Origin of the sequence: Streptomyces sp. NRRL S-37, from assembly GCF_000721605.1 — a bacterium.
Lineage (GTDB): Bacteria > Actinomycetota > Actinomycetes > Streptomycetales > Streptomycetaceae > Streptomyces.
The window spans coordinates 139,771-166,141 of the sequence record NZ_JOIZ01000010.1; the positions used below are offsets into that span (position 1 = coordinate 139,771).

Annotated in this window: 25 protein-coding genes; 15 read left to right on the forward strand and 10 right to left on the reverse strand. The window is 73.1% G+C overall.

Annotated elements, in window-relative coordinates; genetic code table 11:
- The first annotated feature begins 100 nt into the window (after nucleotides 1–100).
- The 4 genes from IH50_RS0116835 to IH50_RS0116850 all read left to right on the forward strand — a co-directional run bounded on the left by IH50_RS0116835 (nucleotide 101) and on the right by IH50_RS0116850 (nucleotide 5,548).
- Entirely contained in the window at nucleotides 101–1,237 is a 1,137-nt protein-coding gene (locus IH50_RS0116835) for a hypothetical protein (protein WP_030862137.1), read from the forward strand.
- The gene (locus IH50_RS0116840) at nucleotides 1,234–3,072 is read left to right on the forward strand and encodes an ankyrin repeat domain-containing protein (RefSeq protein WP_051767340.1); all 1,839 of its coding nucleotides are present in this window, start codon (nucleotides 1,234–1,236) and stop codon (nucleotides 3,070–3,072) included. The genes IH50_RS0116835 and IH50_RS0116840 overlap by 4 nt, the downstream gene beginning before the upstream one ends.
- 71 nt (nucleotides 3,073–3,143) lie before the next feature.
- Nucleotides 3,144–4,349: an AAA family ATPase gene (locus tag IH50_RS0116845; RefSeq protein ID WP_030862143.1), complete on the forward strand. Its 1,206-nt coding sequence runs from the start codon at nucleotides 3,144–3,146 to the stop codon at nucleotides 4,347–4,349.
- A gap of 11 nt (nucleotides 4,350–4,360) precedes the next feature.
- Nucleotides 4,361–5,548: a DUF2201 family putative metallopeptidase gene (locus tag IH50_RS0116850; RefSeq protein WP_030862145.1), complete on the forward strand. Its 1,188-nt coding sequence runs from the start codon at nucleotides 4,361–4,363 to the stop codon at nucleotides 5,546–5,548.
- 119 nt (nucleotides 5,549–5,667) lie between these two features.
- On the opposite strand, the gene IH50_RS0116855 is transcribed toward IH50_RS0116850, so the two are convergent.
- A complete protein-coding gene (locus tag IH50_RS0116855; protein ID WP_030862148.1) occupies nucleotides 5,668–6,336 on the reverse strand; it encodes a TetR/AcrR family transcriptional regulator in 669 nt (222 codons plus the stop codon).
- Nucleotides 6,337–6,394: 58 nt separating this feature from the next.
- On the opposite strand from IH50_RS0116855, the gene IH50_RS0116860 reads away from it, so the two are divergent.
- Together IH50_RS0116860 and IH50_RS0116865 are read left to right on the forward strand one after the other, a co-directional pair.
- Nucleotides 6,395–7,843, forward strand: a complete 1,449-nt coding sequence (locus tag IH50_RS0116860) for an MFS transporter (RefSeq protein ID WP_030862151.1) — start codon at nucleotides 6,395–6,397, stop codon at nucleotides 7,841–7,843.
- On the forward strand, nucleotides 7,840–8,235 hold the full coding sequence (locus IH50_RS0116865; protein WP_030862154.1) for a cupin: 396 nt from the start codon (nucleotides 7,840–7,842) through the stop codon (nucleotides 8,233–8,235). Before IH50_RS0116860 ends, IH50_RS0116865 begins: the two co-directional genes overlap by 4 nt.
- A 194-nt stretch (nucleotides 8,236–8,429) precedes the next feature.
- Here the strand turns inward: IH50_RS0116865 and IH50_RS39820 are convergent, their stop codons facing one another.
- Together IH50_RS39820 and IH50_RS0116870 are read right to left on the reverse strand one after the other, a co-directional pair.
- A complete protein-coding gene (locus IH50_RS39820) occupies nucleotides 8,430–8,645 on the reverse strand; it encodes a DUF397 domain-containing protein (protein ID WP_078913994.1) in 216 nt (71 codons plus the stop codon).
- Nucleotides 8,642–9,586, reverse strand: a complete 945-nt coding sequence (locus IH50_RS0116870; protein ID WP_030862156.1) for a helix-turn-helix domain-containing protein — start codon at nucleotides 9,584–9,586, stop codon at nucleotides 8,642–8,644. Before IH50_RS0116870 ends, IH50_RS39820 begins: the two co-directional genes overlap by 4 nt.
- Nucleotides 9,587–9,736: 150 nt before the next feature.
- Here IH50_RS0116870 and IH50_RS0116875 point away from each other — a divergent pair, with 150 nt between their 5' ends.
- The gene (locus IH50_RS0116875) at nucleotides 9,737–10,342 is read left to right on the forward strand and encodes an ATP-binding protein (protein ID WP_324617145.1); all 606 of its coding nucleotides are present in this window, start codon (nucleotides 9,737–9,739) and stop codon (nucleotides 10,340–10,342) included.
- A 58-nt stretch (nucleotides 10,343–10,400) separates the two neighbouring features.
- On the opposite strand, the gene IH50_RS0116880 is transcribed toward IH50_RS0116875, so the two are convergent.
- Complete coding sequence (locus IH50_RS0116880) at nucleotides 10,401–11,027, reverse strand: TetR/AcrR family transcriptional regulator (RefSeq protein WP_030862164.1); 627 nt, start codon at nucleotides 11,025–11,027, stop codon at nucleotides 10,401–10,403.
- A gap of 149 nt (nucleotides 11,028–11,176) precedes the next feature.
- Between IH50_RS0116880 and IH50_RS0116885 the strand changes: the two genes are divergently transcribed.
- The gene (locus IH50_RS0116885) at nucleotides 11,177–12,310 is read left to right on the forward strand and encodes an FAD-dependent oxidoreductase (RefSeq protein WP_030862166.1); all 1,134 of its coding nucleotides are present in this window, start codon (nucleotides 11,177–11,179) and stop codon (nucleotides 12,308–12,310) included.
- Between the two features lie 34 nt (nucleotides 12,311–12,344).
- Here the strand turns inward: IH50_RS0116885 and IH50_RS0116890 are convergent, their stop codons facing one another.
- Both IH50_RS0116890 and IH50_RS0116895 read right to left on the reverse strand, forming a co-directional pair.
- Nucleotides 12,345–13,328: a helix-turn-helix domain-containing protein gene (locus IH50_RS0116890; RefSeq protein WP_030862168.1), complete on the reverse strand. Its 984-nt coding sequence runs from the start codon at nucleotides 13,326–13,328 to the stop codon at nucleotides 12,345–12,347.
- A gap of 342 nt (nucleotides 13,329–13,670) precedes the next feature.
- A complete protein-coding gene (locus IH50_RS0116895) occupies nucleotides 13,671–14,498 on the reverse strand; it encodes a VOC family protein (protein WP_030862171.1) in 828 nt (275 codons plus the stop codon).
- A gap of 182 nt (nucleotides 14,499–14,680) precedes the next feature.
- Here IH50_RS0116895 and IH50_RS0116900 point away from each other — a divergent pair, with 182 nt between their 5' ends.
- Nucleotides 14,681–15,532: a sulfurtransferase gene (locus IH50_RS0116900; RefSeq protein ID WP_030862174.1), complete on the forward strand. Its 852-nt coding sequence runs from the start codon at nucleotides 14,681–14,683 to the stop codon at nucleotides 15,530–15,532.
- A 186-nt stretch (nucleotides 15,533–15,718) separates the two neighbouring features.
- On the opposite strand, the gene sepH is transcribed toward IH50_RS0116900, so the two are convergent.
- The 3 genes from sepH to IH50_RS0116915 all read right to left on the reverse strand — a co-directional run bounded on the left by sepH (nucleotide 15,719) and on the right by IH50_RS0116915 (nucleotide 19,597).
- The gene (gene sepH, locus IH50_RS0116905) at nucleotides 15,719–16,762 is read right to left on the reverse strand and encodes a septation protein SepH (RefSeq protein ID WP_030862176.1); all 1,044 of its coding nucleotides are present in this window, start codon (nucleotides 16,760–16,762) and stop codon (nucleotides 15,719–15,721) included.
- A gap of 314 nt (nucleotides 16,763–17,076) precedes the next feature.
- On the reverse strand, nucleotides 17,077–18,396 hold the full coding sequence (locus IH50_RS0116910; protein ID WP_030862179.1) for a D-arabinono-1,4-lactone oxidase: 1,320 nt from the start codon (nucleotides 18,394–18,396) through the stop codon (nucleotides 17,077–17,079).
- The gene (locus tag IH50_RS0116915; RefSeq protein WP_030862182.1) at nucleotides 18,356–19,597 is read right to left on the reverse strand and encodes an MFS transporter; all 1,242 of its coding nucleotides are present in this window, start codon (nucleotides 19,595–19,597) and stop codon (nucleotides 18,356–18,358) included. Before IH50_RS0116915 ends, IH50_RS0116910 begins: the two co-directional genes overlap by 41 nt.
- A gap of 148 nt (nucleotides 19,598–19,745) precedes the next feature.
- On the opposite strand from IH50_RS0116915, the gene IH50_RS0116920 reads away from it, so the two are divergent.
- Both IH50_RS0116920 and IH50_RS0116925 read left to right on the forward strand, forming a co-directional pair.
- Complete coding sequence (locus tag IH50_RS0116920; RefSeq protein WP_030862185.1) at nucleotides 19,746–20,873, forward strand: ferrochelatase; 1,128 nt, start codon at nucleotides 19,746–19,748, stop codon at nucleotides 20,871–20,873.
- Nucleotides 20,874–20,881: 8 nt separating this feature from the next.
- Nucleotides 20,882–21,697 (forward strand): inositol monophosphatase family protein, encoded by an 816-nt coding sequence (locus IH50_RS0116925; RefSeq protein ID WP_030862188.1) that lies wholly within the window; start codon nucleotides 20,882–20,884, stop codon nucleotides 21,695–21,697.
- Nucleotides 21,698–21,902: 205 nt separating this feature from the next.
- Here IH50_RS0116925 and IH50_RS42040 read toward each other — a convergent pair whose 3' ends face one another.
- A complete protein-coding gene (locus IH50_RS42040) occupies nucleotides 21,903–22,076 on the reverse strand; it encodes a hypothetical protein (protein WP_167748545.1) in 174 nt (57 codons plus the stop codon).
- 455 nt (nucleotides 22,077–22,531) lie between these two features.
- On the opposite strand from IH50_RS42040, the gene IH50_RS0116935 reads away from it, so the two are divergent.
- The 4 genes from IH50_RS0116935 to IH50_RS0116950 all read left to right on the forward strand — a co-directional run bounded on the left by IH50_RS0116935 (nucleotide 22,532) and on the right by IH50_RS0116950 (nucleotide 26,084).
- Entirely contained in the window at nucleotides 22,532–23,185 is a 654-nt protein-coding gene (locus IH50_RS0116935; RefSeq protein WP_004982445.1) for a response regulator transcription factor, read from the forward strand.
- Nucleotides 23,186–23,191: 6 nt separating this feature from the next.
- Nucleotides 23,192–24,436, forward strand: coding sequence for a sensor histidine kinase (locus tag IH50_RS0116940; protein ID WP_030862193.1), 1,245 nt, complete (start codon nucleotides 23,192–23,194; stop codon nucleotides 24,434–24,436).
- A 393-nt stretch (nucleotides 24,437–24,829) separates the two neighbouring features.
- Complete coding sequence (locus IH50_RS0116945; protein WP_003993510.1) at nucleotides 24,830–25,126, forward strand: DUF4193 domain-containing protein; 297 nt, start codon at nucleotides 24,830–24,832, stop codon at nucleotides 25,124–25,126.
- 13 nt (nucleotides 25,127–25,139) lie between these two features.
- The gene (locus tag IH50_RS0116950; RefSeq protein WP_030862196.1) at nucleotides 25,140–26,084 is read left to right on the forward strand and encodes a hypothetical protein; all 945 of its coding nucleotides are present in this window, start codon (nucleotides 25,140–25,142) and stop codon (nucleotides 26,082–26,084) included.
- The last annotated feature ends 287 nt before the right edge of the window (nucleotides 26,085–26,371 follow it).

Here is a 26,371-nt window from a genome sequence, read left to right on the forward strand (position 1 = left end):
TCGTGGAGGAACGTCGATTGGCGTCGGTCCGTCCCGGGCGGGCGGAGGGCGGAGCCGCCCTCGGCGAGCCGGACACCGGCGATGGACCGGTGGAGTGGTGATGACGCAGCCGACACCCGTGCGCTGCCCGGCGATCGAGCACCCGGACATCCCGATCAGTGACCCCGCCGGCCTGGACCCGCTGCTGGCCCGGCTGAGGTCGGCCCGGGCGGTGGACACCGACGAGGCGTTCCCGCTCGGCACCCTCCGCGCGGACGGCCGCGTCGACCTGTGCAAGCAGGGCCTCGGAGCAGCCGGTGCCGCCCGGCTGATGCCCGTCGCCGCCGCCTCGCCGCACGCCCGGCACGTGCTCCTCGGCACCAACGCCATCGGCGACGAAGGGGCGTCGACGGTCGCCCGCGCGCTCACCGACGGCCACGGCCTGCACACGCTCTACCTCGGCTGCAACCGCATCGGCCCGGAAGGCACCGCCGCCCTCGCCGACGCGCTTGCCGCGGACGACACCGTCCGCGCCCTGTGGCTCAAGCGCAACCCGGTGGGCGACGAAGGAGCCGTGGCGCTCGCCGCGATGCTCCGCCGCAACACCACGCTGCGCACCCTCGACCTGGTCAACACCGGTGTCACCACCGGCGGTCTGCGCGCCCTGCTCGACGCCCTCACCGGCCGCCCGCGCCCGGTGGAACGCCTCTTCCTCGGCGGGAACGGCCTGACCGCCGACGCCGCCGGCCTGCTGGCGGCGCTGATCCGGGAGGCGGGCGTACGTGAGCTGTACCTGCCCGCCAACCACCTCGGCGACGAAGGCGCCGCCGTCCTCGCGGCAGCCGCCGCCGACGCCGGACGGCCGGTACGCCTCGGCCTGGGCGGCAACGGCATCGGCCCCGCCGGCGCACGCGCCCTCGCCGACGCCCTGGGCGCCATCGAGACGCTCGACCTCGGACGGCCGATGTCCGAGCGGAGCCTCGGCGCCCCCGCCAACGCCACCGGCGACGAAGGCGCCCGCGCCCTGGCCGCCGCCCTCCCCGGCAGCCCGCTGCGCCGGCTGGAGCTGTGCCACACCGGACTCACCGGCCGAGGCGCGAAGTCCCTGCTGGCGGCGGTGCCGGACGGCTCACCGCTGGAGTACGTCGGTCTGGGTCCGGGACTGCCCCGGAAGGTGAAGCGGTCCTTCACCCAGCGCCTGCGGCCCCTGGCCGGGGCCCACCCCGACCTGCGCGCGATAGGAAGTGTCTACCGGTGAGCCGCCGCCCCGAACTCCCCTGTTTCCCACCGGAGGAGGCGGCGAGTCGGCGGCGGATCCGCCGGTACGCCGTGCCCCGGACGATGATCGAGCGCGCGACGGAACGCCGTACCGCCGGTGACTGGCGGGGCGCGTGCGCGGCGGCCGGCGTGGACGTCGACATCGACCTGCCGGAGGTCGCCGAGCACTGCGGCGACGACGTCGCCGAGGCGCTGGAGGACGACCTGCGCCACCTGGTCCCGGACCTGGTGCGCTGGCACCTGCCCCGGGTGCTGGGCGGCTGGACCACCCTCGACACCGACCGGACCGTCGTCCTCGCCCGTTACCGGCCGGTGCGGGCGGGCGAAGGCCCCCGCTCCACGCCGTACCTGCACCTCACCACGCCCGCGATGATGCAGGGCCCGCAGCGCGTCACCCTGGGTTTCGGCACCGTGACCGGCGAGGAGACCGCCGGCGTCTTCGGACCCTCGACCGAGGACTGGCGGTACGCCCGGCACCTGTGGGACGCGCGGCACACCGCCGGACTGCGCGAACGGTGCGGCGGCGGCACCGACCGGCCCCCCTTCTTCCACGCCGACGGCCGGCCGCGCCGCACGGACGAACTGCCCACCGCCGATCCCGGCCCCGGTGACGCGTCGGCCCGGGCCGAGTGGGTCACCCTGCTGCACCAGAAGGGCGAGGTCGAGGCGGCCTTCACCGCGGCCGGGATCGAGGCCGACCTGACGCCCCCGTCCGGCGGTCCCGGCTGGTACCGGGCCGATCCGAAGGGGCTCCTCGGCCGGCTCGCGCTCGACCACACCCGTCTGGAGCGGGAGGTCCGCCGGCTGATGGACGAGGGCGTCGGCGACCGCTTCCTCCTCGTCGGCGACTGGCGCACACGCATCCTGCTGGAGCCGACGGCCACCGGCCTCGGGGTGCGGACCGTCGACCACGGGGAGGTCAAGAACGTGCCCTTCCTGGCCGAGGCGCTCTGGCGCAGGCTCCCCGACCTCGACCTGCTGCGCGTCGGCGGGGTCGAGCCGGAACATCTGCATCCGCTGGTCCGGGAGGCGCTGTTCCCCGGCCTCCGGGTGGCCGACGGGACCGGCGGCCCGCCGGGTCCCGACGTCCCCGCACCCGTCCGGGTGCGCTGCCGGGGTGAATGGCACGAGGTGGGCTTCCGCCCGGGCGGTCTGCTCCGTATGCCGCACAGCGACGAGGAGCAGCAGCGCGAGCGGGCCCTGCGCGCGTTCGGCGGCGCCGTCGCCGGGTGCTTCGCCGTCGAGCAGACCTGGGCGTCCGGCGACGGCCGGCTGCCGAAGGCGCTGCGTGCCCAGCGGCAAGACCTGTTCCTGCGTGCCCAGCACGGCGACACCCACGGCGTGCTCCACCTCCTGGACGCCGGCGTGGACCCCCGGGTGCGTGACGCCGCCGGACGCTCGCTGCTCCACGTACTGCACCTCCTCGACCACGAGCCGCTGCTGCCCCGGCTGCTCGCGGCGGGGCTCGACCTGGAGGCCCGGGACCGGCGGGACCGCACACCGCTGTTCGTGGCGGTCAACGACGGCGGCTCCCGGGCCCTGGTGGAGGCACTCCTCGCCGCCGGCGCCCGGATCGACGTGGAAGACCAGATGGAGCTGTCGCTGGCCCAGGTCATCCGCCGTTACAAGCGCTCCGATCTGGCCTTCCTCCGGAAGCGCGTCCGGGAGGAGCACCCGGGTCTCGGGGCCGAGTGGTGGGACGAGTACATGGACCGCGACGACGAGGAGGAGGCGGACGACTACGAACTTGCCGAGCCCGACGAGTCCGAGCCCGAGCCCGAGCCCGAGCCCGAGCTTGACGAGTCCGAGTCCTAGTCCGAACTCGACGAGCCCGAGCCCGAGCCCGTCAATCCCGGACCAGGCACGTACAGCAAGGAACCGCCGTTTTGAGCACCGACTCCGCCTCCCGCACCGCGCCGGCTCCCCTGGCCGCCGCCGACGACCTCGTCGCCAGGCTGCGCACGCATCGCACCGAACCCGCCGCCAACCCCCAACTGGAGGCGCTCGCCCTGGCCGTGACGGCCAACCAGCCCGTCCTGCTGTGGGGTGAACCGGGCATCGGCAAGTCCGCCGGCCTGGAGCAGTTGGCCGCCGGGCTCGGCCTCCCGCTGGAGACGGTCATCGCCAGCGTGCACGAGCCGTCGGACTTCGCGGGACTGCCGATCGTCGGTGACGACCCGGCCACCACCGGCGTGCCGATGGCCCCGCCCGACTGGGCGGTCCGGCTCACCCGCGCCGGACAGGGCCTGCTCTTCTTCGACGAACTGTCCTCCGCGCCCCCGGCCGTGCAGGCCGCGCTGCTGCGGGTCGTCCTCGAACGCCGGGTCGGCAGCCTCGTCCTGCCCGACGCGGTGCGCATCGTCGCCGCCGCCAACCCGCCGTCCAGCGCCGCCGACGGCTGGCACCTCAGCCCGCCGCTCGCCAACCGCTTCGTCCACCTCGACTGGACCCACGACCCGGCCACGGTCGCCCGCGGCATGGCCGGCACCTGGCCGGAGGTGGCTGTTCCGGCGGTCGATCCGGCCAAGGTGCCCGGTGCCGTCGCACGGGCCCGCGGCGCGGTCTCCGGTTTCCTCACCGCCCGCCCCGGCCTGGTCCACCACATTCCCGCCGACGCCGAGAGCCGGGGCCGCTCCTGGCCGTCCCCGCGCACCTGGGAGATGGCGCTGCGGCTGCTCGCGACCGGATACGCGACCGGCGCCGGCCGTGAGGCGACGGCCGCCGCGCTCACCGGTGCCGTCGGGGACGGCGCGGGCATCGAACTGCTGTCGTACCTGGAACACCTCGACCTGCCCGACCCCGAGCGGGTCCTCGCCGACCCCGACGCGTTCGCCCTGCCCGAGCGCGGCGACCGCCAACTCGCCTTCCTGATCGCGGTCGTGGCCGCCATCCAGAGCGACCTCACCCGGCCGCGCTGGGAGGCCGGCTGGGTGGTCCTGGCCAAGGCCGTGGACGCGGGCGTACCGGACGTGGCCGCCCGCGCCGCCACCGACCTCGCTTCGATGCGGCATCTCGACTGGCCCGTACCGCCCGGCATCGACGGCTTCCTGGACCTGCTGCACATGTCCGGGGCCCTGCCCGGCAGCCGCTGAGACCCACGAGCATGACGGACGCCGCCCGCAACCGCCTGGACAGGACCAAACTGCTCGCCGCTCGCTACCGCGCCGCGAACGACCGTCCCTACCTGGCCTCGGCCCTGTACGCCCTCACCGTCGTACCGAGCCCCGACGCGCCGACGATGGCCGTGGACCGCCACTGGCGCTGCTACGTGTCGCCCGCCTTCGTCGACGCGACCCCCGTGGAGGAACTCGCGGGCGTCTGGATCCACGAGGTGGCACACCTCCTCCGGGACCACCACGGCCGGGCCGGCCGGCTCCCCGCCGCCGACCAGCGCGACCGGTACCGCGTCAACGTCGCCCAGGACTGCGAGATCAACGACGACCTCCTCACCGACGGCCTGCGCCTGCCCGCCGGACGCGTCGAGCCCCGCCTCTTCGGCCTCCCCGAAGGGCAGCTTTTCGAGGCGTACCTGCCGCAACTGCCCCCGCATGTACGGGAACACGACTGCGGATCGGGTGCCCACGGCCGCCCCGCCCCCTGGGACCTCCCCGGATCCGCCGGCCCCGCCGCGCTCGGCGACGTCGAGGCCCAGGCGCTGCGCCGGCACACCGCCGAGGCGATGCGCGCCCACCAGCGCGCCCGCGGCACCCTGCCCGCCGGCTGGCAGCGCTGGGCCGAGGAGCTCCTGGAACCCACGGTGGACTGGCGGCAGGCCCTGTCCGGCGCGGTCCGGGAGGCTGCCGCGTGGGCAGCGGGCGCCATCGACTACACCTACCGCCGCCCGTCGCGCCGCACCCCGGCGCTGCGCGGCGTCGTCCTGCCCAGTCTGCGCCGTCCGCTGCCCCGGGTGGCCGTCGTCGTCGACACCTCGGGCTCGATGGGCGACGCGGAACTCGCCGCCGCCCTGGGCGAGATCACGGGCGTGCTGCGCGAGGTCGGCGTGCGCGGCAACCGCGTCACCGTCCTGGCCTGCGACGCCGACGTGCACGCCGTGTCCCGGGTGACGTCCACCGAGCAGGTCACCCTCGGCGGCGGGGGCGGCACGGACATGCGCGTCGGCATCGACGCGGCCCTCGCGGCCCGTGACCGCCCCTCGATCGTCATCGTCCTCACCGACGGGCTCACCCCCTGGCCGGACGAGACCCCGTCGTGCCGCCTGATCGCGGCCCTGATCGGCGACGGCGCACCGCAGCCCCCGGGCTGGGTGGAGACGGTACGGGTCACCGTCTGACGGCGTGGCCGGTGCGGGGACCGCCCGTCAGGGGAGACGCCCCGCGGAGGCCGCGTCAGGGACCCGCCGGCCCCGCTCATGTGGCGCCGACGGCCGGACACATCGCCGGTGAGGCGTCGTCAGCGGCCGGCGAGGAGGCCGTCCACCAGGGCCCGGAGCCCGTCCCGGTAGGTGTCCTCGGCGGTCAGCGGCGCCCAGCGGTCCGCGGCCTCTGCCAGGCGGGGCAGTTCGCTCGGGTCGAGACCGGCGAAGACCTGCTCCCGGTAGGTCGCACGGTCGTCGTCCGCGCGCCGCCGGGCCGCCGTCGTCCGGACCACGATCTCTCCGGCGGTGTAGTACCAGATCGCACGGTAGCCGTGCACGGCCCGGTCGAGGGAGAGGCCGCATCCGACCAGGCCGTCGACGATCTGCTCGACGAACCACAGCGCGCTGGTGGACAGCAGGTCGTCGGCGGTCAGCACCTCCACGATCCAGGGGCAGGCGGCGAGCGCCTCGTGGATCGCGGCGGCGGCCACCACGACCCGCTCGCGGGGGTCGGCGGGCAGTTCCGGCCGGCGCAGGGTCCGGGCGGCGTAGTCGTCCAGCAGGAGGACCAGCAGTTCCTCCTTGTCGCGGACGTGGTGGTAGAGCGCCATCGGCGTACTGCCGACCTCCGTGGCCAGCCGCCGCATGGTCAGCCGGTCCACACCTCCCTCCTCCACGATCCGGCGGGCCGTCCCGATGATCACCTCGCGGGAGATGCGGGGAGGCCGGCCCAGGGTTCTGCGCGGTGCGGACGGTTGCGGCATGCCCCCCATCATTCCCCAGGTGTCGACAACGGCGAACCCCGGCGCTAAGTTTTCTTACATGTATAAAAACTCTCGCGGGAGGCCCGGAGTGGTGCTGGCGGCGGCGGCCGTCGCCCAGTTCGTCGTCGCCCTGGACATGTCCGTGGTCAACGTCGCGTTACCCGCGATCCGCACGGCGCTGGGATTCGCGCCGCTCGACCTGTCGTGGGTCGTGCACGTGTACGCGCTCACGTTCGGCGGGTTCCTGCTGCTGGGGGGCCGCGCCTGCGACCTGTACGGGCGGCGCCGGATGTTCGTGCTGGGGCTGACCGTCTTCGGGCTGTGCTCGCTGGCGGGCGGACTGGCCCAGGACCCCTGGCACCTGATCGCCGCGCGCGCCGGGCAGGGCCTGGGCGCCGCCGCGGCCGCGCCGGCCGCGCTGGCGATGCTCACCACCACCTTCCCCGAAGGCCCCCGACGCGTCCGGGCGCTGGGAGTGTGGAGCGCGGTGAACGCCGCGGGCGGCGCGCTGGGCGTCCTGGCGGGCGGCCTGCTGACCGAGTACGCGGGCTGGCGCTGGATCATGCTGATCAACCTGCCCATCGTCGCGGTGGCTCTCGGGCTGGTCCTCACGGGGGTGCCCGCCGGGACCCCGTCCGCCCGGCGCGAGGGGCTGGACACCTGGGGCGCCGTCCTGGCGACGGGCGGAGTCGGGCTGCTGGTGCTCGGTGTCGTCCGCACCGACACCCTGGGCTGGGGCTCCCCGGTCACGTGGACGACCCTCACCGCCGCGACCGTGCTGCTCGCCGCCTTCGTCCTCGCCGAGGCGCGGGCCGCCGCACCCCTGCTCCGCCTCGGCCTGCTGCGCAGCCGCTGGGTCGCCGGCGCGAACGTGCTGGTGTTCCTGGCCGCGGCCGGGCAGTTCACGGCGTTCTACTTCGTCTCCCTGTACATGCAGCAGGTCCTGGGCATGGGAGCCGCGGCGACCGGCACCGCGTTTCTGCCCTTCTCCCTGGGTCTGGTCGCGGGAACCGTCGTCGCGACCCGCCTCACCGCCTCCCGCACCCCCCGTGCGTCCCTGGTGCCCGGCGCCCTGCTGGCCGCCGCAGGCCTGGCCTGGTTCGCCCTCATCAGCCCCGACGGCAGCTTCCTCGCCGACGTACTCGGCCCGTCCCTCGTCACCAGCGTCGGCGCCGGACTGGTCCTGGCGCCGGTCGCCGCCGCCGCGACCACCGGCGTCGCCCCGCGTGAGGCCGGCATGGCCGGCGGCCTCATGAACAGCTCCCGCCAACTCGGCGGCTGCATCGGCCTGGCCGCCCTGGCCACCATCGCCGCGCACCACACCGGCACGACCGCCGACCCCGCCGCGCTCAACGACGGCTACGCCCTGGGCCTGGCCGTCGCCGCCGCCGTCTTCGTGCTCGCGGCGGTCGTGGCCGTCGGCGTACTGCCGCGCCGCCGAGCCGTCACCCCCGTCCCGCGCCCCACCACTCCCGAACCGAACCGGCTGGAAGGAACTCCGTCATGACGACCGCCCCCATCGACCTGTTCACCTCGGCGCTGCACGTCCACCCCGACGGCGATGTCCGGGCCGCCGAACGGCAGATGACGGGCAGCGGCTCCGGTGCCTGGCAGATCGCCACGTTCCACGTGGAGACCGACACCGAGGTCCACGCCGACCACTGGGAGATGCACCCGGAGGCGGAGGAGGCGGTGTGCTGCCTGACCGGAGGTGCCCGCCTCTACTTCCGCCCCACCACGCCCGGCGGGGCCGAGGACATGGTGCGGCTGCGGGCGGGCACCGCCGCGATCGTCCCCCGCGGCCGCTGGCACCGCCTGGAACTGGACGCCCCCAGCGACCTGATGTCGATCACCCTCCGCGACGGCACCCGCCTGGAGAAGCGCACCGACACCCACTGACCGGCGGGCGGCCGGGCAGCATCACCAAGCGCCCCTGGACCACAGGACCAGCAGAAGGAGGCCGTCGACCTGGTCCTCCGCCAGAGGGAGCACATCGCCGACGAGTGGTCCGAGAAGGGGGTTCCGGAGGACTGAACGTGAGGGCCCTGCCGACCTGGGCCTTGGCCGGCAGGGCCCTCACGGTCGTACGAGCGTCAGACGCGCCGCTCCGAGGAGGCCAGCCCGACGAAACCCGCCCAAGCCTCACGTGACACCGCGAGCATGGGCCCGGCGGCGGCCTTGGAGTCCCGGACGTGTACAACTGCTGTACCGGGCGCGACCTCTACACACTGACCGCCCTCGGTTCCGCTGTAACTGCTCTTGAACCAGGCGAGGTCGGAGGCGGCGGGGGAGGACTCAGCGTTGTTCATAGCGTTCCCAGCAACCCTTCGATGAACTTCGTCGACTCCCGCGGACTGAGAGCCTGTGATCGGATAATCCCATAGCGTGCAGCCGCGAGAGCCGTCTGTTCCGGGTCGGTCTCAAGAGAACTGGTCGTGTGCGTCTCCGTGTAGACGAACTTCTTGCCGTCCTTCCTGGTGACCACCGTGAACGGTCCGTTCACGCCTGCGTTCTCCTCGCACTCGGTCGGCATGACCTGGATCTCGACGTTCTGCTTCTGGCCGGCGAGGAGAATGATCTCCAACTGCCCCCGCAGTACGTCCGTGCCGCCGTACCGATGCCGTAGAACCGCCTCGTTCACTACGAAGCTCAGCAGCGGGGCCGATTTGCGGTCGAAGATGTCCTGCCGGGCCAGCCGGGCAGTCACCCGCTGCTCGACCGTTTCCGAGTCCAGGGGTGGACGCCGCATCGCGAGCAGTGCCCTCATGTATTCCTCGGTCTGGAGCAGCCCGTTGACGACCTGGGTGTCGTACATCAGCAGCTCAAGGCACTCCTTCTCCAGCACCGCCATCCCCTGAAAGAACACCGGATACTGAGCCCGCTCCACCTGCTCCTTCCACAGGCACAGCAGCCCGCCCGCCCCCAGCACCTCATCCGCCCGCTCGATCGTCCTCGGTGTCGGAATCCTCCGCCCCTGCTCGAACGATGCGATGGTGGACGCCGAGTACCCGAGCCGCCGCCCGAACTCCTCGCGCTCCAGCCCCTCCCGTACCCGCAGCGTCTTCATGGTCTGCCCGAACGCGACCACGACACCCCGCCCGGCCTCGTCCTCCGGCCGCCGCCCGGCCCCGTCGTCGTTCTCCCACCCGTCCCTGAGACTCACGACCGCCGCACCCGCGCCACTGCCGTCGTTCTCACGCTCCCCGGGAACCGCCTCGGCCCCGGCCTCCGCACCCGCGCGCTCCGCCATGTCCACCACCGCCTTCTCTCGCTCAACGCCCCCGCAAGGGACGCCGTCACGGCGCGCGGCTCCGACACGCGCGTACACCTCGGGTACAGCCGCCCCCTGTCGCTGCGTCACCACTGGTCACGCTACGCGACCGGCGGGACCGTGAGGGGCGTGACGACAAAACCCATCAATCCCACCGGCACCACCCAACCCGCCGCCCCCTGCGCCCCCTTGAAGGCGCCCCCGCCACCGGACCGCACCTTCGGGATGCGCTTCACGTCCACACCCCGCGGAGCCCGCCTCGCCCGCCGCCTCGCGGCTGTCCGCCTGGACGCGTGGGGCATCCCGTACGGCACCGACCCGCACGACGCGATCGTGCTGATCGTCGCCGAACTCACCGCGAACGCCGTGAGCCACGGCCACGTCCCCGGCCGGGACTTCCACCTCCGCCTCCGGGCGACCCCCGACGGCCGCACCGTGCGGGTGGAGGTCACCGACACCCGCACCGAACGCCACCCCCGACGCCCCACTGCCACGGAGGAGGCCGACGTCACCGACGAGACCGGCCGCGGACTGCTCCTCGTGTCACAGCTCGCGACCCGCTGGGACTGGCACCCGCGCCCGGACGGCCCGGGCAAGACCGTCTGGGCGGAGTACGAGCAGGTACGCGCCGCTCTGCGGGAGTGGAACGGCTATGACCCCGGTGTGCGCGAACAGGCAGCATCGGACGCCGAGTTGGACAGACGGATCGGTGAGGCCAGAGGGCGAACCGCCTGATCGTCGGGGAGGGCGAACCGGCACCCTCCCCGCGGTGGAAGGGCGGCGGGATCCACGCTCACTCCTCGCTCCGTACGAGCGCGTTCCAGCCCTCCTCCAGAAGGTCGAAGGCCCGGTCGACGACCTCGCGGGGGGTGGCGTAGGGGTAGGCCGCGCGGGGGGCCTCAAGGGCGAAGTGGGCCAGGGCGGTGCAGGCGGGGTCGTCCGCGGGGCGGCCGCTCTCCTCGGCGATGACCCGGGCGAGCGCGGTGGTGTGGCGCAGCCACATCTTCTGGCCGTAGTCGAGCAGGGCGGGAGTGCGGGTCACCAGGTCGGTGAAGGCGGTGAAGCGGGCGTCGCCGTCGGCGGAGAGCAGCCGGGTGGTCAGGGCGTGTTCGCGCAGCGCGGCGGGGATGGACCGGCCCTCGGGGCGCTCGCGGACGGCCGCGAGCAGGTGGGTCTCCCGGTCGGCCTCCTCGTCGAAGACGAGGGCCTCCTTGACCGGGAAGTGCTTGAACAGGGTGGTGGTGGACACGTCGGCGGCGTCCGCGATCTCGCGGATGCCGACCTCGTCGTACCCGCGTTCCAGGAACAGGCGCAGCGCGGCGTCGGCGATGGCCCGGCGGGTGGCGGCCTTCTTGCGTTCGCGGCGCCCCACGGGTGCGGGGGAGGGGCCTGTCGCGGTGTCGGTCGTCGTTCTGGGCATGCCGGCATCCTATCTCTCCGGTTGACTCGCTTCAAAAGTTGAGTTGTTGCACTTATTGAGCCGGTGTGCTTTTCTGGGGCGGCGGCCGCGAGGCACCGCCCGGCCGCTCCCTCCCCTCCCGGGACCGCGCTCAACGAACGGAGCACACCGTGCACACCACTCCCGCACCCCGCATCGCCGTCATCGGCGCCGGCCCCGGCGGCCTCACCTGCGCCCGCATCCTCCAGCGGCACGGCATCGCCGTCACCGTCCACGACCGCGACGCCGGCCCCGACGCCCGTGACCAGGGCGGCACTCTCGACCTGCACGCCGACAACGGCCAGATCGCCCTGCGCGAAGCCGGCCTCCTGGAGGAGTTCTTCGAGCTGGCCCGCCCCGAGGGGCAGGAGATGCGCCAGCTGGACCCGGCCGGCACGGTCCTCTTCCACCACGTCCCCGAGCCGGACGAGCGGTTCAAGCCGGAGATCGACCGCGGCCAGTTGCGCGACCTGCTGCTCGGCTCGCTCCGGCCCGGCACCGTGCACTGGAACCACACCCTGCGCTCCGTCGACGGCCCCGCCGAAGGACCTCGGCGGCTGCACTTCACCGACGGCACCACCGTCGAGGCCGACCTCGTCGTCGGTGCCGACGGCGCCTGGTCCACGGTCCGCCGAGCCGTCTCCCCGGCCACCCCTCAGTACACCGGCGTGAGCTTCCTGGAAGCCTGGTTCCACGACGTCACGACCCGGCACCCCGACATCGCCGAACTCGTCGGCCAGGGCGGCGCCGCCGCGGCCGACGGCGATCGCGGCCTGTTCGCCCAGCGCAACAGCGGCGACCACATCCGCGTCTACCTCATCCAGCGCGTCCCGGCCGACTGGATCACCGCCGACGGCCTCACCCCGCAGGACACCGACGGCATCCGCGCCCGCCTCCTGGAGCGCTACCGCGACTGGTCACCCCGCCTGCGCCGGCTGATCACCGACAACGACGGCCCCTACGTCGACCGCCCGATCTTCGCCCTGCCCGTCCCGCACACCTGGAAGCACGACCCCACGGTGACCCTCCTCGGCGACGCCGCCCACCTCATGCCCCCGCTCGGCGTCGGCGTCAACCTCGCCCTGCTGGACGCCTGCGAACTCGCCCTCGCCCTCGTCCGCCACGGCACCGTCGGCGAAGCCGTCCGCGCCTACGAGAAGACCATGCTTCCCCGCTCCACGGAGACGGCCCGGCTCCTCGACGGCGCCGCCGCCGACCTGCTCTCCACCGAACTGCCCGACTTCGCCACCGCCGACCACCACTGACACCCAGGGCGGGCCGAGGGCAAGGAAACCCTCGTCACTCCTGCCCGATCAGGAACACTCGGTCCTCACCGCCGCGTTCCACGCACGGCTCCATCATCACCGCCGCGCCCACCTCCTTGGCACCCCCGCGGATGCCCAGGCACAGCCCGTCGTCCCGCGCGGAGTGCAAGCGCCATCGGCCGGCACCGTCAGCCCGTTCGAGGCGGAACCACTGGGAGTCGCCGCCCGCCCGGCAGTCGTCCCAGGGTTCGAGCGTGTCCTGGAACGCGCCGTCGCCCAGGACGGTGAGGCAGCCGGTGCCGTGCTCCGGGTGGCGGAACTGGATCTGGTAACGGCCGTCGTCCGCCCCCTGGAGGTACACGCGCGGCGGAACGGCCTCCGCGCAAGGCCGCTGCACCGCGAGGAGTTTGGACGCGCCGTTCCTGCGGACCTCCCCGTCGGTCAGGCAGAACTCGGGTGCGCGCGCCGGGCGGATGCGTGAGTAGCCCGGAGTCGTAGGGGTGGTGGCCGACTTCGTGTCATCGGCGCCGTCGTCCCGCGGCAGCAGGATCACCGCGCCGACGACGAGCAGGACGACCGTGCCGAGTGAGGCCAGCGCGGCGGTCATGGCGGTCCTGCCGCGGCGGGGGTCCGGCGATTCCGGTGGCCCGTCGGGGGGTTCCGGCTCCTGATCCGTGCCGCCGGGCGCGGGATCCGTACTGTCGGGAGAGGGGTTCGTACCGTCGGCCGTAGGTCCCTCCCCGGCCGCGAGCCGTTCCCTGGCCGCGATCCACTTCGGTACGTCGTCCCCGGCACCGCACGCCCGGACCAGCGCCGCGACCACCTCCGCGCGCGGCAGCGCGTCCCGCCGCAGGGTGTCCGCCAGAGTGCTGCGGGCCAGCACCTCGTCACGTTCGGCGGCCCGCTGCTCCAGCTGACGGTAGGTCAGTCCACTGTGCTCCTTGAGCCCCCGCAGCAGGGCGACGTACTCGCGCGCCGTCCGCGCCTCTGCGGGATTCACACCCCCCGAGACCGCCATGCGGTCATTCTCATCGCACCCGTCACAGCGGGCAACCGGTGTCCGGCGGTTATCGGACACTCCGGCCGCACCGTCCGCGCACGCCGTTGACCGGGCCGGACAGGCTCCGTCCGTCCCGGACACGGCAAACCGTTGCCGGACAGGTCTCCCCCGTCAAGACTTCGGTGGTGTCGCCGCGTTCCGGTCCCACGGGGGTGGACCGGACGTGGCGCGGCCACCGCAACCCTCCATGACAGAACGAGAAGAACACGTCCCGATCGAGTTCCACCGTACGACTCCGACGGTGTCATCAGCGGCTCCGTCGTCAAGCCGTCCGGCAAGAAGTGCGCCGAGCGCGCCGCGCTACGTCGTCGAGTGGGCCGCGCGGGAGCCCTCCACCACCGCGAACCGTGCCCCCTCCGGATCCGCCACCGCCGCGACGCGGCCGTGGGGGCCCTCGTGGGGCGGGACGAGGAGCCGGCCGCCCAGGCCGAGGACCCGCTCCACCGCGGCGTCGGTACCGGCGACGGTGAAGTACGTCGTCCAGTGCGGGCCCCGGTCCCGGGGAAGGGCCCTGCCCACGCCGTGGACGCCGGCCACCGGGCGGCCGTTCAGACGCAGGGTGACATGGTCGGGGCCGGCGTCGGCGGAGACCGCCGGCTCCTCGTCGTGACCGAACACCGTCTCGTAGAACTTGGCGGTACGGGCCGCCTCGAAGGTCGTCAGCTCGTACCAGGCGGGGCTGCCGGGCACGCCGGAGACGGCGGTGCCCGGACTCGCGGCCGCCTGCCAGACGCCGAAGACGGCACCGCTGGGGTCGGAGCCGATCGCCAGCCGGCCGGCGTCGGCGGCGTCCAGCGGGCCCACCCCGATGGTGCCGCCGCACGACCGCACCACGTCCGCCGTCAGGTCCACGTCGTCCGAGGCGAAGTACGGCGTCCAGGCGACCGGCAGATCACGGTCCGGCGGCAGCACCCCCATGCCCGCCACCTCATGGCCGTCGAGCAGGGCACGTACATACGGGCCGAGCCGCTGGGGGCCGGGGTGGAACTCCCAGCCGAACAGCGCCCCGTAGAACTCCTCGGTCGCCTCCAGGCCGTGCACCGTCAGGCTCACCCAGCAGGGTGTGCCGGGTGTGTGCCGAGCGGGCGCCCCGCCGTTCGGGCGGGCGTTCCCCCGTGCGTCGGTCATCGTCACTCTCTTCTCGGCCGCGTGTACCGGCCGTTGTCCTCTCGCGTCCCGGCGGATCGTTCCCGCAGCGCGGTCGACACAGTATGTGCCCGATCCGGCACGCTTCGTGACCGGTCCTGTCCGGCGGAGCAGAGTAGCGGGACGCGAGCGGCTCGGCCACCCCGTGCGCGAGGATGGTGGCCATGAACGCCATCATCTCCGCATCCGACCTCGCGGGCGCGCTCGCGGGTGCCAACCCGCCGGTGCTGCTCGACGTCCGCTGGCAGCTCAGCCTGGCCACGGCGGCCGGTGAGCCGCCGTTCGACGGGCGGGCCGCGTACGGGGCCGGACATCTTCCCGGCGCCGTCTTCGTCGACCTGGACCGGGAGCTGGCTTCCGCTCCGGGCGGGCACGGCCGCCATCCGCTGCCGGACCTCGCGGTGTTCGGCGCCGCGATGCGGCGGGCGGGAGTGTCGTCCGGGAGACCGGTGGTCGTGTACGACGGGGGACTGGGCTGGGGCGCCGCCCGCGCGTGGTGGCTGCTGCGCTGGACGGGTCACCCGGACGTGCGAGTCCTCGACGGCGGGTTGCCGTCCTGGGAGGGGCCGTTGGAGACGTCGGTGCCGCGGCCGGCCGAGGGGGACTTCGTGCCGGTGTCGGGGGCGGACGGGCTGCTCGACGCCGACGGCGCGGCGGCGCTGGCGCGTTCGGGGGTGCTGCTGGACGCCCGCGCGGGGGAGCGGTACCGCGGTGAGGTGGAGCCGATCGACCGGGTGGGCGGGCACATTCCCGGCGCGGTCTCGGCGCCCACGACGGAGAACGTCGGCGCCGACGGCCGTTTCCTGCCCGCCGGTGAACTGGGCGCACGCTTCGGGGAACTGGGCGTGTCCCCGGGGGTGCCGGTCGGCGTGTACTGCGGCTCGGGTGTCTCCGGCGCGCACGAGGTGCTGGCGCTGGCGGTCGCGGGCATTCCGGCGGCGCTGTACGTCGGTTCGTGGTCGGAGTGGTCGTCCGACCCGGAGCGGCCGGTCGCGGTGGGCCCGGACCCGCGGTAGAGCACGGGCCGGAGGCCGGAGTCCCGGACGCAGGCCCCCGGGCCGTAAGGGGAGCGCGTCTCCCGGCACGCCGTCGCCGGGGGACGCGCTCCCCTCGGAGTCCTGCCGCCGGATCAACCGGCGGTGTCCATGGGACGAGCGCCCCCATGTCGTCAACCGGCCGCGGACCCGGACCACCCGAACGGGCTACTCCTGCTTCTTCCGCCGCGTCCCGAACACGATCTCGTCCCAGCTCGGAACCGCCGCACGGCGGCCCGGACGGACGCCGTCCGCCTCGGCCTGACGGTCGGTCGAGCCGATGAGCCGGTCCCGGTGGCTGCTGACGGAACGCGGCATGAGGACGTCCGCGTACGCGGCCCCGGCCGAGGCCGCGGGGGCCGGCGGTTCCTCCGCCTCGGGCTCGGCGTCCGGCTCCTCGGAAACGGTCTCGGGCGTGCGCTCCGGGACGACCAGGTCGCCCCGGAAGCTCGGTACCGCCTCCAGCAGGCTGGTCAGCGAGTCCCGTTCACCCGACGCCGTGGCCGTCAGGGACTCCTCGTCGGGCTCGGACGCCTGCGCGGGCAGGCTCGGGCGGTCGCCGGGACGGTCGAGCGGGCGGTCCCGGGGCAGCCGGGCGATGCGCGGCACGAAGGGGAAGCTGGGCTCGGGCGCGGCGAGGTCGTCGGACTCGCCGATCAGCGAGCGCGCCTCCTCGTCGACGGCCTGGACGAGCCGCCGGGGCGGGTCGTAGGTCCAGCTCGCCGAGTGCGGCTCGCCCGCGACCCGGTAGACCAGCAGGACCTCCCAGGTGCCGTCGTCACGGCGCCAGGAGTCCCACTGGACGGTGTCCTTCTCGGCGCCGCGCAGCAGCAGCCGCTCCTGCACCGCCTCGCCCAGCGGGGGACCGGAGTTCTCACCGGGGCGGCGGACGGGGGTCTTGCGGGCACGCTCGGCCATGAACGCGCGCTCGGCGAGGACGGGGCCCTCGAAACGGCGCACGCGGTCCACGGGGATGCCGGCCATCTGCGCGACCTCTTCCGCGGTCGCGCCCGCTCTTATACGCGCCTGGATGTCGCGGGGGCGGAGATGGCTCTCCACCTCGATCTCGATCTGGCCGAGGCGGGGACGGTCGCCGCGCACGGCGGCCCGGAGCCGTTCATCGATCGGAAGGGTGTACTCCGTGCTGTCCGCAGCCTTCAGCACCAGCCGTGTGCCGTCATTCGAGACGGCCACGACACGCAGTTCCGGCATGGGGACCTCCCGGGTGGTGCCTGCCGACGTCACGTGCGTCGCTGCTTCCGCTAGTCGAGTGTGGCCTGCCCGGGTGCAGCCTGCCACAACCTTGCCTCTTTGCCCGGCGTGTCGGGCGTGGGCCCTGGATCGCCGTTATGGCACGGTTACCTATTCGCAACGATCAGTGACCAACTGCGTCACCCTGCGCAACTAGCCCCCTCCCGGCGGTCCTTCGCGGTTCCGGGCACCCTGACGGGAGACCGGGCCCAAGGCTGGCAAGAGTACTCCATTTGGGCCACGTGCGTGGATTGGCACGCCGTGCTGCGCATCCTCTACGACCCCAGGACCCTCCGCAAGTAGTCGTTCCGGAACCGGCGTTCCGGGTCGAGCCGGTCCCGCAGCGCCGTGAATTCCCCGAAACGCGGATACACCCGTGAGAGGTAATCGGCGTCGCGCGTGTGGATCTTTCCCCAGTGGGGCCGCCCCTCATGGGCGGTGAAGATGCGCTCGGCGGCGGTGAAGTACCCCTGGTAGGGGGTGCCCTTGAACATGTGGACGGCGATGTAGGCGCTGTCCCGGCCGGACGCGGTGGACAGGGTGATGTCGTCGGCCGGCGCGGTGCGCACCTCGACGGGGAAGCTGACCCGCAGCGGGGAGCGGTCGACCATCGCCTTCAGCTCCCGCAGCGTCTCCACCAGGGCCGCGCGCGGGACGGCGTACTCCATCTCCACGAAGCGCACCCGGCGCGGCGAGGTGAAGACCTTGTACGGGATGTCGGTGTACGTCCGCGCGGAGAGCGCCCTGCTGGCGATCCGCGCGATGGCCGGAATGCTCGCGGGCGCCGCGCGGCCGGCCCAGTTGGCCGCCTGGAAGACCCCGTTGGAGAGGAACTCGTCCTCGAACCAGCCCTTGAACCGCGGCACCGGCCGCTCCGGGCCCGCGCTGCGGTTGTTGCGCTTGGTGTTGGTGTTGCCGGTGTGCGGGAACCAGTAGAACTCGAAGTGTTCGTTCTCGGCGTGCAACTGGTCGAACTCGGCGCAGACCCGGTCGAAGGGCATCGGCTCCTCGCGGGCCGTGAGCAGGAAGACCGGCTCCACGGCGAAGGTGATCGCGGTGACCACACCGAGGGCGCCGAGCCCGATCCGGGCGGCGGCGAAGACGTCCGGGTTCTCCTCCTCGGAGCAGGTGAGCACCGATCCGTCGGCGGTGACCAGTTCCAGGCCCCGGATCTGGGCGGCGATGGAGGCGGAGTCGCGGCCCGTGCCGTGGGTGCCCGTACTGGTGGCCCCGGCGACCGTCTGCTCCATGATGTCGCCCATGTTGGTCAGCGACAGACCCTCCCGCGCGAGGGCCGTGTTCAGCCGCTTGAGCGGGGTGCCGGCCTCCACCGTGACCGTGCCGGCCGCGCGGTCGACGTGACGTATGCCCGTCAGCAGATGAGGGCGGATCAGCAGGCCGTCGGTGGCGGCTATGGAGGTGAACGAGTGGCCGGTGCCGACCGCCTTCACCGGCATGCCGTCCTCGGCGGCCCGGCGCACGGCGGCGGCCAGCTCGTCGACGGAGGCGGGCGCGGCCTCCCGCGCGGGACGCACGGAGACGTTGCCGCCCCAGTTACGCCAGGTGCCGTTCTTCGTGCTCGTCGTGCCGACCAACGAAGCCTCCCCGTCCCGGAGCCGGCCGCGCGAGCCGGCGGTACCCGAGGAAACCGACCGCGACCGCGACGGCCCCGGCCACCGCCGGAACCCCGTACCCGGCACGCGCCCCGGCCGCGTCGATCACCCAGCCGGCCACGGAGGAGCCGAGTGCGACCCCGACCGCGAGCCCGGTGCTCACCCAGGTCATGCCCTCGGTGAGCTGCGCGCGTGGTACGTGCTCTTCGATGAGGGACATCGTCGTGATCATCGTCGGAGCGATGGACAGACCCGCAACGAACAGCGCCACGGCCAGAAACGGCAGGTTCCCGACCAGTAGGAGTGGGATCATACTCACGGCCATGGCGCACACGCCCAGGAGCCAACGACGCTCCGGCGCCCCCGCGAAGCGCAGCAGCCCGAATATGACGCCCGCCACGCAGGAACCCAGCGCGTACACGGCGAGCACCACGCTCGCGGCGGCCTTGCGGCCCTCCTCCTCGGCGAAGGCCACGGTGACCACGTCCACGGCGCCGAAGACCGCCCCCGTCGCCACGAACGTCGCCACCAGGACCTGGAGGCCCGGGGCGCGCAGCGCCGTGCCGCCGCCGTCCCCGTGCTCGCGCGGGTGCGGCTCGGGCTCGGTTGCGCGCTGCGCGGTCAGCCAGAAGACACCGGCCGCCAGGAAGCAGGCCGCGAGCAGCGGGCCGGCCTCCGGGAACCAGGCCGTGGACAGCCCGATGGAGATGATCGGCCCGAAGATGAAGCACACCTCGTCCACCACGGACTCGAACGAGTACGCGGTGTGCAGCTTCGGGGTGCCCCGGTACAGGGCGGCCCAGCGGGCCCGGACCATCGAGCCGACGCTCGGCACGCAGCCGATGCCGGCGCACGCGACGAACAGCACCCACTCCGGCCAGCCGTAGTGCGCCGCGCACAGCAGCACCGCCGCCGCGGCGAGCGAGACCAGCGTCGCGGGGCGCAGCACCCGCCGCTGCCCGTACCGGTCCACCAGGCGCGAGACCTGCGGGCCCGCCACGGCGGCGGCCAGCGCGAGGGTCGCCGACAGCGCGCCAGCCAGCCCGTACCGGCCGGTGAGCTGGGAGACCATCGTCACCACGCCGATGCCCATCATGGACAGCGGCATCCGGCCGAGAAATCCCGCGGCGGAGAAGGCCCTGCTGCCGGGGGCGGCGAACAGGGCGCGGTAAGGGCTGGGCACGGGATCTCCGAAAGGGCTCAGTAAGGTGCGACCGCGGTCGATACAGCTTACGGGTCAGGTCACCCTCACACACCCCGGGATTCCGCGTCGTGGCCGGTGACACCCCCGCCCCGTCCCGTCCGACAGTGCCGGGTGGCAGGATCGAGACATGCCTGACGTGCTCGATGCCAGCCCCTATGACGCCCTGCTCCTGCTCTCTTTCGGTGGTCCCGAAGGCCCGGACGACGTGGTCCCGTTCCTGGAGAACGTGACGCGCGGGCGCGGCATCCCCAAGGAACGCCTCAAGGAGGTCGGGCAGCACTACTTCCTCTTCGGCGGGGTCAGCCCCATCAACGACCAGAACCGCGCCCTGCTGGACGCGCTGCGCAAGGACTTCGCCGGCCACGGCCTGGACCTGCCGGTCTACTGGGGCAACCGCAACTGGGCGCCCTACCTCACCGACACCCTGCGCGAGATGGTCCACGACGGCCGCCGCCGCATCCTCGTCCTGGCCACCAGCGCCTACGCCTCGTACTCGGGCTGCCGCCAGTACCGCGAGAACCTCGCCGACGCCCTCGCGACCCTGGAGGAGGAAGGGCTGGAGCTGCCGAAGATCGACAAGCTGCGGCACTACTTCAACCACCCCGGCTTCGTCGAGCCCATGGTCGACGGGGTCGTGCGGTCCCTCGCCGACCTCCCCGAGGACGTCAGGGACGGCGCGCACCTCGCCTTCTGCACCCACTCGATCCCCACCTCCGCCGCCGACACCTCCGGCCCGGCCGAGGAGCACGGCGACGGCGGCGCGTACGTCCGGCAGCACCTGGACGTGGCCCGGGTGATCGCCGACGCCGTCCGCGAGCGCACCGGCGTCGACCGCCCCTGGCAGCTCGTCTACCAGTCCCGCTCCGGCGCCCCGCACATCCCCTGGCTGGAACCCGACATCTGCGACCACCTCGAGGAGCGGCACGCGGCCGGGGTCCCGGCCGTGGTCATGGCCCCCATCGGCTTCGTCTCCGACCACATGGAGGTCCTCTACGACCTCGACACCGAGGCCACCGCCAAGGCGGGAGAGCTGGGCCTGCCGGTGCGCCGCTCGGCGACCGTCGGCGCCGACCCGCGGTTCGCCGCCGCAGTCCGCGAGCTGATCCTGGAACGCGCCACCGCCGAGCGGGGACAGGACGTCACGCCGTGCGCCCTGGGCGCGCTCGGCGCGAGCCACAACCTCTGCCCGGTGGGCTGCTGCCCGGCCCGCGCCCCGCGTCCCGCCGCCGCGGGCGCCGACAGCCCCTACGCATGAGGAGCACCGTGACCGACCCCCTGCACACGGAACTGCTGGAACTCGCCCGGGAGGCCGCCCGCCGCGCGGGCGAGCTGCTGCGGGACGGCCGCCCGGCCGACCTCGCGGTCGCCGCGACCAAGTCCAGCCCGATCGACGTCGTCACCGAGATGGACATCGCGGCCGAGAAGCTGATCACCACGCTGATCGCCGAGCGCCGCCCGGAGGACGGCTTCCTCGGCGAGGAGGGCGCCTCCACCGAGGGCAGCAGCGGCATCCGCTGGGTGATCGACCCGCTCGACGGCACCGTCAACTACCTGTACGGCCTGCCCACCTGGTCCGTCTCCATCGCCGCCGAGCAGGACGGCGAGACCGTGGCCGGGGCGGTGGCGGCCCCCATGCGCGGTGAGGCGTACCACGCGGTGCGCGGCGGCGGCGCCTGGGCCACCGGCGCCTGGGACGGCGAGCGGCGGCTGACCTGCCGTCCCTCGCCGCCCCTGGACCAGGCCCTGGTGTCGACCGGCTTCAACTACGTCACCGAGGTCCGCGCCCACCAGGCCGACGTGGCGCGGCGCATGATCCCGCTGCTGCGGGACATCCGGCGGGGCGGCTCGGCCGCGATCGAGCTGTGCGACCTCGCGGCGGGACGCCTGGACGGCTACTACGAGCGCGGGCTGCACCCCTGGGACCTGGCGGCCGGTGACCTGATCGCCCGCGAGGCGGGCGCCCTGACCGGAGGCCGCCCCGGGGACCGCCCGTCCTGGGACCTCGCGGTCGCGGCCACCCCGGGCGTCTTCGAGCCGCTCCAGCGGCTGCTGGAGGACCTGGGAGCGTGGCACGACTGATGGGATAGTTCGTTCGCCTACGGGGCGCCTCAGCCGGTGCGGCTTTCTCACGGCCGGCGCCTTGCGGTAGTGAACCTCGGACGGCCCTCGCCCGGTGCGGGCGGGAAACAGACACGAACAGGCCCCGGCGCTGGATTCGCCGGGGCCCGTTCCGGTGTGAGCCGGTCAGACACTGTGTGAGCCGATCAGAAGCCGTACACGCCGGTCAGACGCTGTACGCGCCGACCTCCACGCCGTGTTCGGCGGCGAGGCGGCGCAGGTCGTCGAGTTCGCCCTGTTCCACGTCGACGAGGAAGTCGTCGCCGTCGTCGCGGGCCCGCGACAGATCGGACTCGGTCGCCTTTATGCGCTGCAGAAGTCCTGCGGTGAATGCGTCCATGCTGCGCCCCCTCGTCCTGGGTCGGTGGGTCGGTGGCACGGGGGTGTGCCGTTCGGAAGGGACGATCACGTCCGGAGCGGATGCCCAGCGCCGCTCGGCCGGGCGGCGACGGTGCCGGACATCCACGCCCGCTCTGCGGAAGCGGACTGATACGTACCGCATGGTGGCGCGGTACGTGCAGAGCGTGATCGCGGGATGTAAAACCCGTCCTCCCCAAGCTCCCTTCCGGGGAAACCTAACCGCACGAGAAATTCTTGTATTCCCGTCCCGTTCGTCCGGACGTTCCCCGGTCCCGCACCCGCCCGCCACCGCCCGTTCCCCCGCCTTACAGCCGACTTACGGCCGAAAAGGGCAGGATGGAGGCAACACACCCACCCGTACCCCTGCCCGAGTGCGCCCTGCGGCGCTGTCCGATCAAGCCGATCAAGGGCGGGACCCGAGGAAGGACAAGCGACGTGCGCGTACTCGTCGTCGAGGACGAGCAACTGCTCGCCGATGCGGTGGCCACCGGACTGCGCCGGGAGGCCATGGCCGTCGACGTCGTGTACGACGGTGCGGCCGCCCTGGAGCGCATCGGCGTCAACGACTACGACGTGGTCGTCCTCGACCGCGACCTCCCGCTCGTGCACGGCGACGACGTCTGCCGCAGGATCGTCGAGCTCGGCATGCCCACGCGCGTGCTGATGCTCACGGCCTCCGGCGACGTCAGCGACCGGGTCGAGGGCCTGGAGATCGGCGCCGACGACTATCTGCCCAAGCCCTTCGCGTTCAGCGAGCTCATCGCCCGCGTGCGCGCCCTGGGGCGGCGTACGAGCGTGCCGCTGCCGCCCGTTCTGGAGCGTGCCGGGATCAAGCTCGACCCCAACCGCCGCGAGGTCTTCCGCGACGGCAGGGAGGTGCAGCTCGCGCCGAAGGAGTTCGCCGTCCTGGAGGTGCTCATGCGCAGCGAGGGCGCGGTCGTCTCCGCGGAGCAGCTGCTGGAGAAGGCCTGGGACGAGAACACGGACCCGTTCACCAACGTGGTGCGGGTGACCGTGATGACCCTGCGCCGCAAGCTGGGGGAGCCGCCGGTCATCGTGACCGTGCCCGGCTCCGGATACCGGATCTGATGACCGATGGCCGCCACACCCGCGCCCCCCACGGCGCCCCCCAAGCCCACCTGGGACCCCCGCTCGGCCACCCCGCTGCCGTGGCTGCGCCCCACCATCCGGATACGGCTCACGCTGCTGTACGGCGGCATGTTCCTGATCGCCGGCATCCTGCTGCTGTCGATCATCTACCTGCTCGCCGCCCAGGCCCTGCGCACCGGCAGCCAGCCACTGTTCAAGATCGTCGACTTCGACGGCCTGAGGGTCTCCAGCAACGACTGTCCGGGCATCGCCAACGGCAACCTGGAGCTGTCCGAGTTCAACGCCCGGATCAGTGACTGCATCGACCACCAGCGCCAGGTCGCCCTGGACAACCTGCTCAGCCGCTCCCTGCTGGCCCTGCTGGGCCTCGCCGTCATCGCCTTCGCCTTCGGCTACGCCATGGCCGGCCGGGTCCTGTCGCCGCTGGGCCGGATCACCCGCACCGCCCGCGCGGTGGCCGGTTCGGACCTGTCCCGCCGGATCGAGCTGGACGGCCCGGACGACGAGCTGAAGGAGCTGGCCGACACCTTCGACGACATGCTGGAGCGGCTCCAGCGGGCGTTCACCGCCCAGCAGCGCTTCGTGGGCAACGCCTCGCACGAGCTGCGCACCCCGCTGGCGATCAACCGCACGCTCCTGGAGGTGCACCTCTCCGACCCCGGAGCGCCGGTGGAGCTCCAGCAGCTCGGCAAGACGCTGCTGTCCACCAACGAGCGCAGCGAGCAGCTCGTGGAGGGCCTGCTGCTGCTCGCCCGCAGCGACAACCAGATCGTCGAGCGCAAGCCCGTGGATCTCGCCGAGGTCGCCACCCAGGCGATCGACCAGGTGCACGGCGAGGCGGAGGCCAAGGGCGTGGAGATCCGCGGCGCGCGCCGGCCGGCGGTCGTCCAGGGCAACGGCGTCCTGCTGGAGCGGATCGCGCTGAACCTGGTGCAGAACGCCGTGCGGTACAACGTGCCCGAGGAGGGCTGGGTCGAGGTCACCACCGACGTGGAGCACGGACAGGCGGTCCTGGTGGTGTCGAACACGGGCCCGGTGGTACCGGCGTACGAGATCGACAACCTCTTCGAGCCGTTCCGGCGGCTGCGCACCGAGCGCACGGGCAGCGACAAGGGCGTCGGGCTCGGTCTGTCCATCGTCCGGTCGGTCGCCCGGGCGCACGGCGGCCACATTTACGCACAACCGCGCGAAGGGGGCGGGCTCGTGATGCGTGTCACCCTGCCGATCTGAGATGATGCCGCCGACACGACGGGGTGTTCGCTTTGAGCGGAATTTTCGGGGCGCCTCTCCGGTATTCCCGTGTGTGATCGATCACAGGAGCGATTCCCCGGCCGTCCACTCTCCGTGATCATGTATCCCCGGGAAAGTCGGGAAAGTCCCGGTTTTCAGGGGGTCTGATCACGGGAAGTACACGGTGAGGCGCCTTTGGAGTGCGACATCCGGACCGTGTACGGTCCCCATCGCCATCCAAGCCGATCACTCATGAGGAGTCCGGTTGGGTGTCGATTGAGTAACAGACCTTGATGTGAGGCAAAATCTCCGCCTCAGGTCGGGCACAAGTCCGGCCTCTCACGCGTTACGTGCGCTGGAGACACCGCATACACCCAGAGGGGGAGAGCGACAATGGCAACCGACTACGACACTCCACGCAAGACCGACGACGACGTCGACTCGGACAGCCTGGAAGAGCTGAAGGCCCGGCGGAACGACAAGTCGGCCTCGGCCGTGGACGTCGACGAGTTCGAGGCCGCCGAGGGCCTGGAACTTCCCGGAGCGGACCTCTCGAACGAGGAGCTGGCCGTCCGGGTCCTGCCCAAGCAGCAGGACGAGTTCACCTGCATGAGCTGCTTCCTGGTCCACCACCGCAGCCAGCTGGCCCGCGAGAAGAACGGCCAGCCGATCTGCCGCGACTGCGACTGAGGCGGGGTCGGCCGTGACTGGCTCGACCCCTCCGCGGAAGCGCCGCTTCTTCACGAGGGGAGCGGACCAAGGGGCCCAGGAGGGCCCGCAGCACGACACGCGTGACCAAGAGCGGGGCTCAACCGGTACCGGGGCGGCCTCGCTCGAAGCGGCAGCCGGCCGGGGTGACCTCCCGGCACCTCTGGAGGTCACCGCGCCCGTGGCGCACCGGCGGGTCGCCGTGATCCGCGAGAAGGCCCTGGAAGGCGCCCGCAAGGGCGGTGCCCGCGCCCGCGCGGGACTGGCGCATCTCGCGGACCGGATCATCGAGATCGCCCCGCGGGTGCCCGTACGCGACCTCGGGACGCTGCGCCGGCAGTTCCCCGGCCTCGGCCCCGAGGAGCTCGCGGACAAGCTCGTGGCGGGCGCCGCGAAGGCCACGGCGACGGTCGGGGCCGGGGTCGGCGCGGCGGCCATGATGCCCGTACCGCCCGCGATGCCGGCGGAGCTGGCCGCCGAGATCACCGGCGTCGCCGCGATCGAGCTGAAGCTGATCGCCGAACTCCACGAGGTCTACGGCGTACGGCCGTCCGGCACCCTCGCCCAGCGCAGCACCGTGTACCTCAACTCCTGGTCGGAGGAGCGAGGCATCGAGGCCACCAGACCCTCGACCGTGAGCGCGGCGCTGAACAGCCGCATGAAGCGCGAACTGCGCCAGCGGATCATGAAGCGCATGGTCCGCAACCTGCCGAACCTGATGCCGTTCCTGGTGGGAGCCGCCGTGGGCGCCGCCATGAACCGCAGGGACACCAGAAAGCTCGCCGCACGTATCCGGGGGGACCTGCGCAGGGTCCAGGTGCCCTGGGACGCGTTGCCGGCCCTTCCCGCCCTGGAGCGGCCTGAGAACGCCCTTCCCGAGGACGCCCTCAAGGAGCTCGGCGGTCACGCGGGCGAGGACGGCGGCCGCCGGGCGCCGTGATCCGGCCGTTTCCGGCCGCGCTTCTGTGCGGCGGCCCGCCCCCCTCGGCCCTTGCGGCCAGGATGTCCGCCGGGCGCCTGTGCGACCGGGGTCGCTCGGCTTGGTCGTGGTGTCGCGGGAGCGTTCCTGTGGTTCCACGTCGCCCGGGTGGCTGAACGATTCTCTCGCCCCCGCCGCCCCTTCCCGTCCCGTCCCTGGGGGCTCCGCCCCCAGACCCCCGTTCGCGCGGTTCCCCGCGCCCCTATGCCCCGCCCCCTTCGCGCCCGCGCGGCGGAGCCGCATGTCGG